General features: G+C 65.2%; 8 protein-coding genes and 1 tRNA gene. All 9 read right to left on the reverse strand.

What is annotated here, in order from left to right; all coding sequences use genetic code 11:
- Positions 1-178: 178 nt before the first annotated feature.
- Positions 179-4,360 carry a DNA-directed RNA polymerase subunit beta' gene (gene rpoC / locus T8K17_RS24835; RefSeq protein WP_322332399.1) on the reverse strand — a complete coding sequence of 1,394 codons (4,182 nt, stop codon included), beginning with the start codon at positions 4,358-4,360 and terminating at the stop codon, positions 179-181.
- Positions 4,361-4,506: 146 nt separating this feature from the next.
- Positions 4,507-8,688, reverse strand: a complete 4,182-nt coding sequence (rpoB, locus tag T8K17_RS24840) for a DNA-directed RNA polymerase subunit beta (protein ID WP_322332400.1) — start codon at positions 8,686-8,688, stop codon at positions 4,507-4,509.
- A gap of 265 nt (positions 8,689-8,953) precedes the next feature.
- A complete protein-coding gene (gene rplL, locus T8K17_RS24845; RefSeq protein WP_322332401.1) occupies positions 8,954-9,331 on the reverse strand; it encodes a 50S ribosomal protein L7/L12 in 378 nt (125 codons plus the stop codon).
- Positions 9,332-9,382: 51 nt separating this feature from the next.
- The gene (rplJ, locus tag T8K17_RS24850) at positions 9,383-9,895 is read right to left on the reverse strand and encodes a 50S ribosomal protein L10 (RefSeq protein WP_322332402.1); all 513 of its coding nucleotides are present in this window, start codon (positions 9,893-9,895) and stop codon (positions 9,383-9,385) included.
- Positions 9,896-10,195: 300 nt separating this feature from the next.
- Entirely contained in the window at positions 10,196-10,903 is a 708-nt protein-coding gene (rplA, locus tag T8K17_RS24855) for a 50S ribosomal protein L1 (protein WP_322332403.1), read from the reverse strand.
- Between the two features lie 7 nt (positions 10,904-10,910).
- Positions 10,911-11,339 (reverse strand): 50S ribosomal protein L11, encoded by a 429-nt coding sequence (gene rplK, locus T8K17_RS24860; protein WP_322332404.1) that lies wholly within the window; start codon positions 11,337-11,339, stop codon positions 10,911-10,913.
- 126 nt (positions 11,340-11,465) lie between these two features.
- Positions 11,466-11,996 (reverse strand): transcription termination/antitermination protein NusG, encoded by a 531-nt coding sequence (gene nusG / locus T8K17_RS24865; RefSeq protein ID WP_322332405.1) that lies wholly within the window; start codon positions 11,994-11,996, stop codon positions 11,466-11,468.
- A 1-nt stretch (position 11,997) separates the two neighbouring features.
- Complete coding sequence (secE, locus tag T8K17_RS24870) at positions 11,998-12,195, reverse strand: preprotein translocase subunit SecE (protein ID WP_028795271.1); 198 nt, start codon at positions 12,193-12,195, stop codon at positions 11,998-12,000.
- Positions 12,196-12,327: 132 nt separating this feature from the next.
- A tRNA-Trp gene (locus T8K17_RS24875) sits at positions 12,328-12,403 on the reverse strand.
- Between the last annotated feature and the right edge of the window lie 35 nt (positions 12,404-12,438).

Below are 12,438 nucleotides of genomic sequence, written 5' to 3' on the forward strand. Positions count from 1 at the left end.
CCCGGGGGAACAGCTGGGCCCCCGTTTCAAAGTGCGCGGATACTATTGATGCGCCCTTCAGGGGTCAAGCGGATTATCGGCCCGCCTAATTGGACCGATTTGGTCGTCGATTTCGGGTATTCCGGGAACCAAAGCTCCCGGAATACCCAATTTTCTTTCCCAGAGACCGCGGCCGGACTTACTCGGCGGCGGTCACCTCGCCCTCGGCCGGCAGCTTGGCTGCGTCGTCCGCGGGGGCCGCCGGAGCGGCCGGGGCCAGCGCACGGTCGCGATCGGCGGCGACTCGGCGCAGGCGATTCATCACGCTGCCCGTACCGGCCGGGATCAGGCGGCCGACGATGACGTTCTCCTTGAGACCGTCGAGGCTGTCGTGCTTGCCGGAAACCGCCGCCTCGGTGAGGACGCGGGTGGTCTCCTGGAACGACGCGGCGGAGATGAACGACTTGGTCTGCAGCGACGCCTTGGTGATGCCCTGGAGCACCGGCTTGGCCACGGCCGGACGGAGGTTCTCCGCCAGGGCCTTCTCGTTGGCCTCCTCGTACTCGTCGCGGTCGATGGTCTCGCCGAGCAGCAGCGTGGTGTCGCCGGCCTCCATCACTTCGACCTTCTGCAGCATCTGGCGAACGATCACCTCGATGTGCTTGTCGTTAATCTTCACGCCCTGCAGACGGTAGACCTCCTGGATCTCGTTGATGAGATAGTCGGCCAGCGCCTCGACGCCCATGATGTTCAGGATGTCGTGCGGGACGCGCGCCCCGTCGAGCAGCATGTCACCCTTCTGCACGAAGTCGCCCTCGTGCACCGCCAAGTGCTTGCCCTTCGGGATCATGTATTCGATCGGGTCCGCGCCCTCCTCGACCGGACGGACGACGACCCGACGCTTGGTCTTGTAGTCCTTGCCGAACTCGACCCGGCCGTCGGCCTCCGCGATGACCGCGAAGTCCTTCGGACGCCGTGCCTCGAACAGCTCGGCCACGCGCGGCAGACCACCGGTGATGTCGCGGGTCTTCGACGACTCGCGCGGGATACGCGCCAGCACGTCGCCCGCCTTCACCTGGGCGCCGTTCTCGACCGACAGGATGGCGTCGACCGACATGAAGTAGCGGGCCTCCAGGCCGTTGGCGAGCTGTACCACCTCGCCGGCCTCGTCACGCAGGGTGACACGCGGCTTCAGATCGTTGCCGCGCGGCTGCTGCTTCCAGTCGACCACGACGCGGGACGAGATACCCGTCGCCTCGTCGGTGACCTCGCGCATGGACAGGCCGTCCACGAGATCGACGTAGTGGGCGATACCTTCCCGCTCGGTGATGATCGGAATGGTGTACGGATCCCACTCGGCCATCTTCTGGCCCGGCTCGACCATGACGCCGTCGTCGACCAGGAGCTTGGCCCCGTACGGCACGCGGTGGCGTGCGCGCTCGCGGCCCTGCTCGTCGGCCAGGATGATCTCGGTGTTCCGGCTCATGACCACCAGCACGCCGTCGGAGTTGGTGACGACGTTACGGTTGTGCAGCTTCACCTGAGCGCCGATCGACGCCTCGACGGTGGACTGCTCGGCACCGCGCTGGGCGGCGCCGCCGATGTGGAACGTCCGCATGGTGAGCTGGGTGCCCGGCTCGCCGATGGACTGGGCGGCGATGACGCCGACCGCCTCGCCGATATTCACCGGCGTCCCGCGCGCCAGGTCACGGCCGTAGCAGGCCGCGCAGACGCCCGGATGGGTCTTGCAGGTCAGGACCGAGCGGATCAGCACCGAGTCGATGCCGGCGCGTTCGACCGCCTCGACCAGGGCCTCGTCGATGATCTCGCCCTTCTTGACGACCACGTCGCCGCTGAGCGGGTCGAGGACGTCCTCCAGGGTGGTGCGGCCGAGGATACGGTCGCCGAGATTCTCGATCACCTCGCCGCCGTCGATCACGGCGCGCACGGTCAGGCCGCGCTCGGTGCCGCAATCGACTTCGGTGATGATGCAGTCCTGGGCCACGTCGACCAGACGGCGGGTCAGGTACCCCGAGTTCGCGGTCTTGAGCGCCGTGTCGGCCAGACCCTTACGGGCACCGTGGGTCGAGTTGAAGTACTCGAGCACGGTCAGGCCTTCCTTGAAGTTCGAGATGATCGGCGTCTCGATGATCTCGCCCGACGGCTTGGCCATGAGGCCGCGCATACCGGCGAGCTGCTTGATCTGGGCGGCGGAACCACGGGCACCGGAATGCGCCATCATCCACACGGCGTTCACCGGGTTGATGCCGTCGTCTTCCTTAATGACCGCCATCATCTCTTCGGCCACCTGATCGGTGCAGCGCGACCAGACGTCGACGACCTTGTTGTACTTCTCGCCCTGGGTGATCAGGCCGTCGAGATACTGCTGCTCGAACTGCTTGACCTCCTCGTTCGCCTGATCGACGAGGCCCTGCTTGGCCTCGGGGATGACCAGGTCGTCCTTGCCGAACGAGATGCCCGCGCGGCAGGCGTGACCGAAGCCGAGGCCCATCAGGCGGTCGGCGAAGATCACCGTCTCCTTCTGGCCGCAGTGGCGGTACACCATGTCGATGACGTTGGAGACTTCCTTCTTCGTCATCAGGCGATTGATCATCTCGAAGCGCAGCTTCGGATTGTCGGGGAGCAGCAGAGCCAGCTTCAGGCGGCCCGGCGTGGTTTCCACGCGCTTGGTCACCTTCTCGCCGTTCTCGTCATAGGTCGTGACGCGGGCCTTCACCTTGGTGTGCAGGTTGACGACACCGGTATCGACCGCGTGATCCACCTCGGCCGGATCGGCGAAGGCCATGCCCTCGCCCGGCTGGTTGTTCCGCTCCATGGTCAGGTAGTACAGGCCCAGAACGATGTCCTGGGACGGCACGATGATCGGCTTGCCGTTGGCCGGGCTCAGGATGTTGTTGGTCGACATCATGAGCACGCGGGCTTCGAGCTGGGCTTCCAGCGACAGCGGCACGTGGACCGCCATCTGGTCGCCGTCGAAGTCGGCGTTGAAGGCCGTGCAGACCAGCGGGTGCAGCTGGATCGCCTTGCCCTCGACCAGCTTCGGCTCGAACGCCTGAATGCCGAGACGGTGCAGGGTCGGCGCCCGGTTCAGCATGACCGGGTGCTCGCGGATCACCTCTTCCAGGATGTCCCACACTTCGGGACGCTCCTTCTCGACCATGCGCTTGGCGGCCTTGATCGTGCTCGCCATGCCGTAGAGCTCGAGCTTGGAGTAGATGAACGGCTTGAACAGCTCCAGCGCCATCTTCTTCGGCAGGCCGCACTGGTGCAGCATCAGGTCCGGACCGACCACGATGACCGACCGGCCGGAGTAGTCGACGCGCTTGCCGAGCAGGTTCTGACGGAAGCGGCCCTGCTTACCCTTCAGCATGTCGCTGAGGGACTTCAGCGGACGCTTATTGGCGCCGGTGATGACGCGGCCGCGGCGGCCGTTGTCGAACAGCGCGTCGACGGCCTCCTGCAGCATGCGCTTCTCGTTGCGCACGATGATGTCCGGCGCGCGAAGCTCCATCAGGCGCTTCAGGCGGTTGTTCCGGTTGATCACCCGGCGGTACAGGTCGTTCAGGTCGGAGGTCGCGAAGCGGCCGCCGTCCAGCGGGACGAGCGGGCGCAGTTCCGGCGGAATGACCGGCACCACGTCCAGGATCATCCATTCCGGACGGGAGTTGGACTCCTGGAACGCCTCGATGATCTTCAGACGCTTGACCAGCTTCTTGCGCTTGGCTTCCGAGCCGGTTTCCCGCAACTCCACGCGCACGGTCTCCTGCTCGACTTCCATGTCGAGGCGGGACAGCATGGTCTTCAGGGCCTCGGCGCCGATCTGGGCGACGAAGGCGTCCTCGCCGTAATCGTCCTGCGCCTGGTAGTACTCCTCCTCGCTGAGGAGCTGCTTCTCCTTCAGCGGCGAGAGCAGCGGGTCGGTGACCACGAAGTTCTCGAAGTACAGAACCCGCTCCAGGTCCTTCAGGGTCATGTCGAGCAGCAGACCGATGCGGCTCGGCAGGGACTTCAGGAACCAGATATGGGCGACCGGCGAGGCCAGGTCGATATGGCCCATGCGCTCGCGGCGGACCTTGGAGAGCGTGACTTCGACGCCGCACTTCTCGCAGATGATGCCGCGGTACTTCATGCGCTTGTACTTGCCGCACAAGCACTCGTAATCCTTGATCGGACCGAAGATCCGGGCGCAGAACAGACCGTCGCGCTCCGGCTTGAAGGTCCGGTAGTTGATGGTCTCCGGCTTCTTGATCTCGCCGAACGACCACGACTTCACGCGATCCGGGCTCGCGATCGAGATCTGGATATTGTCGAAGCTCTGCGGGCCGCTCGGCTGACCGAAGATGTTCACCAACTCGTTCATCGAAGCACTCCTCGCGCCACTGGCGCTGTTTGCGGATCCGGGCGTCCCCGGACCTTCAGACCGGCCCGGCCCCCGGGACGCTATCCGCGGGGGCCTGTAGGCCGGCAACTACACCGATGCGGCCGCCTTCGCGGCCGCCGCCGGCGTCAGTACTCCTCCTGGTTCAGCTCGACGTTCAGTCCGAGCGAACGCAGTTCCTTCACCAGAACGTTGAAGGATTCCGGAATACCGGCCTCGAAGTTGTCGTCGCCACGGACGATCGCCTCGTAGACCTTGGTACGACCGGACACGTCGTCGGACTTCACCGTCAGCATCTCCTGCAAGGTGTAGGCGGCGCCGTAGGCTTCAAGGGCCCAGACCTCCATCTCACCGAAGCGCTGACCGCCGAACTGCGCCTTACCGCCCAGCGGCTGCTGGGTGACCAGGCTGTACGGGCCGATGGAGCGCGCATGGATCTTGTCGTCCACCAGGTGGTGCAGCTTGAGCATGTAAATATAGCCCACTGTCACCCGTCGGTCGAACTGCTCGCCCGTCCGGCCGTCCCAGAGGTCGACCTGACCGCTGGACTGCAGACCGGCACGCTCCAGCATTCCGACGATGTCCTCTTCACGGGCACCGTCAAAAACCGGCGTCGCAAAGGGAACGCCGCGGCGCAGGTTGCGGGACATCTCGACGATCTCGTTGTCCTGCAACGGATCGATCTTCTGACTGTATTCGTCGTCGGAATAGATGCCCTTGAGCTTCTCGCGCAGGTCGGCCGCGCGGGCGTCCTTGCCCATGTTCTCGAGCATCTCGCGGATCTGACGGCCAAGACCGGCCGCCGCCCACCCGAGGTGGGTCTCCAGGATCTGCCCGACGTTCATGCGCGACGGCACGCCCAGCGGGTTCAGCACGATGTCGACGGCGGTGCCGTCGTCCAGATAGGGCATGTCCTCGATCGGGTTGATCTTGGAGATGACGCCCTTGTTACCGTGACGGCCGGCCATCTTGTCGCCCGGCTGCAGCTTGCGCTTCACCGCGACGAAGACCTTGACCATCTTCATGACGCCCGGCGGCAGCTCGTCGCCGCGCTGCAGCTTGTCGACCTTGTTGTCGAACCGGTCCTTGAGCTGCTCGATCGACTTGTCGAAGTGCTCCTTCAGGCCCTCCAGGTAGTCCATCAGCTTGTCGTCATCGACGACGAACTGGCGCCACTGGCCCGGGGTGTACTGGGCGAAGATCTCCTCGGACAGCGCGACGCCGCCCTTGAAGCCCTTCGGACCGCCGGTGGCGGTCTTGCCCATCAGAAGTTCCTTCAGACGGTCGAAGAAGCCACGCTCCAGGATCGCGCGCTCGTCGTCGCGGTCCTTGGCGAGACGCTCGATCTCCGAGCGCTCGATGGCCTGGCTACGCTCGTCCTTGTCGACGCCGCGGCGCGAGAACACCCGCACCTCGACGACCGTGCCGGTCACGCCCGGCGGGACCTTCAGCGAGGTGTCGCGGACGTCGGAGGCCTTCTCGCCGAAGATCGCGCGGAGAAGCTTCTCTTCCGGCGTCATCGGCGACTCGCCCTTCGGCGTGACCTTGCCGACCAGGATGTCGCTCGGGTTCACCTCGGCACCGATATAGACGATGCCCGCCTCGTCGAGGTTCTTCAGAGCCTCTTCGCCGACGTTCGGGATGTCCCGGGTGATCTCTTCCTGACCCAGCTTGGTATCGCGGGCCATGATCTCAAATTCCTCGATATGGATCGAGGTGAACACGTCGTCGCGGACGATGCGTTCGGAGATCAGGATCGAGTCCTCGAAGTTGTAGCCGTTCCACGGCATGAACGCGACGAGCACGTTCTTGCCGAGCGCCAGCTCACCGAGTTCGGTGGACGGACCGTCGGCGATGATGTCGCCGCGGCTGACCACGTCGCCCACCGCCACGAGCGGCCGCTGGGTGATACAGGTGTTCTGGTTGGAGCGCTGGAACTTCAGCAGACGGTAGATGTCGACGTTCGACGCCGTGCCTTCCAGGTCCTCGTTCGCCCGGATAACGATACGCTGGGCATCGACCTGGTCGACCACGCCGGACCGCTTGGCGGCGATGGCGACGCCGCTGTCGCGGGCCACGGTCGCTTCCATGCCGGTACCGACATACGGCGCCTCGGCCTGGATCAGCGGAACCGCCTGACGCTGCATGTTCGAGCCCATCAGCGCGCGGTTGGCGTCATCGTTCTCCAGGAACGGGATGAGCGCCGCGGCGACGGACACCAGCTGCTTCGGCGAGACGTCGAGCATGTCGATGTCTTCCGGACGCGCCAGACCGAAGTCGCCACGACGGCGGACCGGAACCAGCTCCTCTTCGAACTTGCCGTTCGCGTCGATCGGCGCGTTCGCCTGGGCGATGGTGTAGCGGCCTTCCTCCATGGCGGAGATGTAGCGCACCTCGTTGGTCACCGTGCCGTCCGTCACCTTGCGGTACGGCGTCTCGATGAAGCCGTACTGGTTGACACGGGCGTAGGTGGCCAGGGAGTTGATCAGGCCGATGTTCGGGCCTTCCGGCGTCTCGATCGGGCAGATCCGGCCGTAGTGGGTCGGGTGCACGTCACGGACTTCGAAGCCGGCACGCTCGCGGGTCAGACCGCCCGGGCCAAGCGCCGAGAGACGACGCTTGTGGGTGATCTCCGACAGCGGGTTGGTCTGGTCCATGAACTGCGAGAGCTGCGAGGAACCGAAGAACTCGCGCACCGCCGCCGCCGCCGGCTTGGCATTGATCAGGTCGTGCGGCATCACGGTGTCGATGTCGACGGAGCTCATGCGCTCGCGGATCGCCCGCTCCATGCGCAGCAGGCCGACGCGGTACTGGTTCTCCATGAGCTCGCCGACCGACCGGACGCGGCGGTTGCCGAGGTGGTCGATGTCGTCGATCTCGCCCTTGCCGTCCTTCAGGTCGACCAGGACCTTGAGGATGGCCAGGATGTCCTCCTTGCGGAGCACGCGGAGCTGATCGTGGGTCTCCAGGCCGAGACGCGCGTTCATCTTCACCCGGCCGACGGCCGACAGATCGTAGCGCTCGCTGTCGAAGAACAGGCCGGCGAACAGAGCCTCGGCGGTCTCGAGGGTCGGCGGCTCGCCCGGGCGCATGACCCGGTAGATGTCGACCAGCGCCTCTTCCCGGGTGGCGTTCTTGTCGAGCGCCAGGGTGTTGCGCATGTAGGCGCCGATGTTCATGTGGTCGATCGCCAGGATCGGCAGCTCGGTCACGCCGATGGAGGCCAGGGTCTCCAGCAGGTCTGCGGTGACTTCCTCGCCGGCGTCGCAATGGACCAGACCGGTCGTCTCGTCGATCAGGTCGGAACCGACATACTGGCCGATCAGCTGCTCGCTGGTGACGAACATGTCCTTCAGGCCGCCCTCGAGCAGCTTGCGCGAGGTGCGCGGCGTGATCTTGTCGCCGGCCTTGGCCACCACTTCGCCGGTATCGGCGTCGACCAGGTCGTCGGTGAGCTTCGCGCCCTTCATCCGGTCGGCGTCGAACGGCAGACGCCAGCCGTCGCCTTCGCGGGTGTAGGTGACCTTGTCGTAGAAGGTGCCAAGAATGTCCTCGGCGCTCATGCCCACGACCTTGTCGCGCTGCACGTCGTCGCCGTTGGCGTGGCACGCCTTGATGTAGGCCTCGCTCTGGTCGGAGAGCAGGGCGAGCAGGAGCGTCGTCGCCGGGAGCTTGCGGCGACGGTCGATACGCACGTAGGCGATGTCCTTGGCGTCGAACTCGAAGTCGAGCCAGGAGCCGCGGTACGGGATCACCCGGGCGGCGAACAGGTACTTGCCCGAGCTGTGGGTCTTGCCCTTGTCATGGTCGAAGAAGACGCCCGGCGAGCGGTGCATCTGGCTGACGATGACGCGCTCGGTGCCGTTGACCACGAAGGTGCCGTTGGCCGTCATCAGGGGCATGTCGCCCATGTAGACGTCCTGCTCCTTGATGTCCTTGATGGACTTGGAGCCGGTCTCCTCGTCCACGTCCCAGACCACCAGACGCAGGGTGACCTTCAGCGGCGCGGCGAAGGTCAGGCCGCGCTGCTGGCACTCCTCGACGTCGTATTTCGGCTCCTCGAGCTCGTAGCGCACGAACTCGAGCATGGAGCGCTCGGAGAAGTCGCGGATCGGGAACACCGACTTGAAGACTTCCTGCAGGCCGACATCGCCCCGGGCTTCCCCGGTGATGCCCATCTGCAGAAAGGCGTCGTAGGAGCTCTTCTGAACCTCGATGAGGTTCGGCATCGGAGCGACTTCGGGGATGCGACCAAAGCTCCGGCGAACGCGCTTACGACCGGTGAAGGATCCGACTGCGGAAACTGCCATCTTGCGACCTCGACCTCGCGTGTGACCCGCGGACCTTAGGATTGTCCGTTGGGCGAAACGGTGACCCCTACCTCGGCGCGCCCGGCAGGGAGACCCTGATCGGGGTCCTGCGGCGCGTCTTTCGGTGGGCGGTCCTCGCCTCGGCCCGGGGTCGGCGCGCCGGAAAATCGGCGCCCGGCCCCGGGCCGAGAAGAGGAAACGGGTCGGGAGCGGACACGCAGGCGCGCCGCTCCCTCCCCGAACCTTAGCTGGAAATCGAGCTCAATTACTTCAGCTCGACGGTGGCGCCAGCCTCCTCCAGCTTCTTCTTCAGCTCCTCGGCCTCTTCCTTGGAAGCACCTTCCTTGACGGGCTTCGGAGCGCCTTCGACCAGGTCCTTGGCCTCCTTGAGGCCCAGGCCGGTGATGGCACGGACTTCCTTAATCACGTTGATCTTCTTGTCCCCGGCGGAGGCAAGGATCACGTCGAACTCGGTCTTCTCCTCAGCGGCCGGGGCGGCATCGCCACCACCAGCAGCCGCGGCGACCGCGACCGGAGCAGCGGCGGACACGCCCCACTTCTCCTCGAGCATCTTCGACAGCTCGGCCGCCTCGAGGACGGTCAGAGCGGACAGGTCGTCGACCAGCTTGGCAAGATCAGCCATTTCAATTCACTCCACGTTGGTACTTCTGTTGACAGAGCGGTTCGTCCGCCCTCACTCCGACTGCTCGCTGTGGGCCTTGAGCACCCGCGCGATCTGGCCGGCCGGTGCGGCAAGCACACCAACCATCCGAGACGCCGGGGTCTGAAGGAGACCCACAAGCTTGGCACGCGACTCGTCGATCGACGGGGTCTTGGCCAGAGCCTTGATCTCATCGATGTTGAGTTTCCGTTCGCCCAGGCCGCCACCGACGATGGTGACCTTGTCGTTCTTATTGGCGAACTCAACGATCACCTTCGCCGCCGCCACCGGGTCGGTCGACGTCGTCACCGACGTCGGACCCGTGAAGAGGTCGCTCAGGTTCTCGTAGCGCGTGCCCTGCAGAGCAAGACGGGCGAGCCGATTCTTCGTGACCTTGTAGCCGGCCCCGGCCGCACGGACGTTGGAACGAAGACCTTCGACCTCGGACACCGTCAGACCCGTCTGATGGGTGATGACGACGACTTCGGAGCCTTCGAACGTCGTGCGAAGAGAGTCGACCAACTCGGCCTTTTCGGTTCGGTTCACCTCTTATCTCCGCAATTGGAACCGATGCGCCGTCGTTCTGTTTCGAACATGGCCCGTCGGTCCGGTTGCACGAAGACGACACTTTCGTGCCGCCCCTGTTCGCCTGTCCCAGAAGTCCAACATCGCCGGCTGGGCCGGTATCCGTTGGCGCTCCCGTCTGTACGGGCGGAATTTAAGGCCCCTCCGGATCGCTCCGCCGCGGCCGCCCGTAGTCTCGGACAGGTCGGAACGGGATCTCTCCCGCCCCTCACGCCGGCCCGCGGCTGACCGCGGACCGTCGATCTCTTGAGCGCGGCCGCGTTAGGCGGCCGGCGCGGAACCCAGAGCCGCCGTGTCGATCTTGATGCCCGGACCCATGGTCGAGCTGACCGACACGCGCTTGATGTAGTGGCCCTTCGCCCCGGTCGGCTTCGCCTTCTGGATCGCATCGACGAACGCCGTGGCGTTCTCGACCAGCTGATCCTCGGAGAAGCTCGCCTTGCCGATGCCGGCATGGACGATGCCGGCCTTCTCGACGCGGAACTCGACCTGACCGGCCTTCGCGGCGGCGACGGCGTCGGCCACGTTCGGGGTCACGGTGCCCAGCTTCGGGTTCGGCATCAGGCCGCGCGGGCCCAGCACCTTACCGAGACGGCCGACGACGGCCATCATGTCCGGGGTCGCGATCACGCGGTCGAAGTCCATCCGGCCATTCTGGATCTCTTCCATCAGATCCTCGGCCCCGACCACCTCGGCACCGGCCGCACGGGCCTCGTCCGCCTTGGCGTCCTTGGCGAAGACGGCGACGCGCACGTCCTTGCCGGTGCCGTGCGGCAGCGAGACGACGCCGCGGACCATCTGGTCGGAGTGACGCGGGTCGACGCCCAGGTTCATCGAGATCTCGACGGTCTCGTCGAACTTGGCGCTGGCCTTGCCCTTGATGAGCTTGATGGCCTCGGCCATGCCGAAGAGGGCCGTCCGGTCGAGGTCGCCGTACGCGGCGCGAAGACGCTTACCTGTTTTTGCCATGATCGCCTCACTCCACCACTTCGATGCCCATGGAACGGGCGGAACCCTTGATCATCTGAACCGCACCGTCCATGTCGACGGCGTTCAGATCCGGCATCTTCTGCTCGGCGATCTCCTTGACCTGCGCCAGGGTGACCTTGCCGACCGCGCCCTTGTTCGGCGTCGGGGAGCCCTTGGCCACCTTCGACGCCTTCTTCAGGAAATAGGACACCGGCGGGGTCTTGGTGATGAAGGTGAAGGTACGGTCGCCGTAGGCGGTGATCACCACCGGCACCGGCATGCCCTTCTCCATCTTCTCGGTCGCGGCGTTGAACGCCTTGCAGAACTCCATGATGTTGAGTCCGCGTTGACCGAGAGCCGGACCCACCGGCGGAGACGGGTTCGCCGCTCCGGCCGGGATCTCCAGCTTGATATAGCCGACGATCTTCTTAGCCATCTGTTGCCTTCCTCTTTTCGGTCCGTGGTGCGATGCCGCAGGGCTTCGCGGTCATCTCCCACAGGCCGTCCACAAACGAGCCGTTCCGGCCCCGGGCATGTGTCCCGGGATCGAACCCGAACGGGCTCAGGTTTTCTCGACCTGGGTGAATTCCAGATCGACCGGCGTCGATCGTCCGAAGATCGACACCGCAACTTTCAGACGCGCCCGCTCCTCGTCGACATCCTCGACAAGGCCGTTGAACGTCGCGAACGGGCCGTCGGAGACCCGGACCTGCTCGCCGATCTCGAAGGTGATCGACGGCTTCGGCCGGTCCACGCCCTCGGAGACCTGCTTCAGCAGACGGTCCGCCTCGGCGTCGGTGATCGGGATCGGACGGCTCTTGCCGCCCACGAACCCGGCCACCTTCGGCTGCGACTTGACCAGATGCCAGCTCTCGTCCGTCAGCTCCATCCGGACCAGGATGTAGCCCGGGAAGAACTTGCGTTCGGTGGTCGCCTTCACGCCCCGGCGCATCTCGATCACTTCCTCGGTCGGAACCAGGACTTCGGTGATCAGATCCTCGAACTCGTGCTGGGCGACCTGCTCGTTGATCGACTGGGCGACCTTCTTCTCGAAGCCGGAATAGGTCTGCACCACGTACCATCGTTGCGCCATGTCAGCCTCCGAGCCCCAGTACCAGTTGCACACCCCAGGCCAGGACCTGGTCGACCACGAAGAAGAACACCGAGGCCAGCAACACCATGATGAAGACCATCAGGGTGGCCACGGCCGTCTCCTTGCGGCTCGCCCACGTGACCCGCGACACTTCCTGTCGCACCTGACGCACGAACTGGGCGGGACTCACCTTCGCCATCGCTTCTGCTCTCCGCCGCACGGTCCCGGGAAAAGCCCCGGGGTACGCTGTGGCACCAATTCCGAACACGTGAATGCGGATGGCGCCCATCGGGTTTCCCGACGGCGCCGCCCGCGAAACGTCTTTATATAGTGGCAGGAGTGGAGGGGCTCGAACCCCCAGCCCCCGGTTTTGGAGACCGGTGCTCTACCAGTTGAGCTACACTCCTAACCTTGCAAAAGCGTTACCCGCCTCCGCTTACCC

Source organism: Thalassobaculum sp. OXR-137 (assembly GCF_034377285.1).
Lineage (GTDB): Bacteria > Pseudomonadota > Alphaproteobacteria > Thalassobaculales > Thalassobaculaceae > Thalassobaculum.

Excerpts from the sequence above, each read along its gene's own strand:
- rpoC (WP_322332399.1), bottom strand. The coding sequence starts at position 4,360 with ATGAACGAGTTGGTGAACATCTTCGGTCAGCCGAGCGGCCCGCAGAGC.
- rpoB (WP_322332400.1), bottom strand. The coding sequence starts at position 8,688 with ATGGCAGTTTCCGCAGTCGGATCCTTCACCGGTCGTAAGCGCGTTCGC.
- rplL (WP_322332401.1), bottom strand. The coding sequence starts at position 9,331 with ATGGCTGATCTTGCCAAGCTGGTCGACGACCTGTCCGCTCTGACCGTC.
- rplA (WP_322332403.1), bottom strand. The coding sequence starts at position 10,903 with ATGGCAAAAACAGGTAAGCGTCTTCGCGCCGCGTACGGCGACCTCGAC.
- rplK (WP_322332404.1), bottom strand. The coding sequence starts at position 11,339 with ATGGCTAAGAAGATCGTCGGCTATATCAAGCTGGAGATCCCGGCCGGA.
- nusG (WP_322332405.1), bottom strand. The coding sequence starts at position 11,996 with ATGGCGCAACGATGGTACGTGGTGCAGACCTATTCCGGCTTCGAGAAG.
- secE (WP_028795271.1), bottom strand. The coding sequence starts at position 12,195 with ATGGCGAAGGTGAGTCCCGCCCAGTTCGTGCGTCAGGTGCGACAGGAA.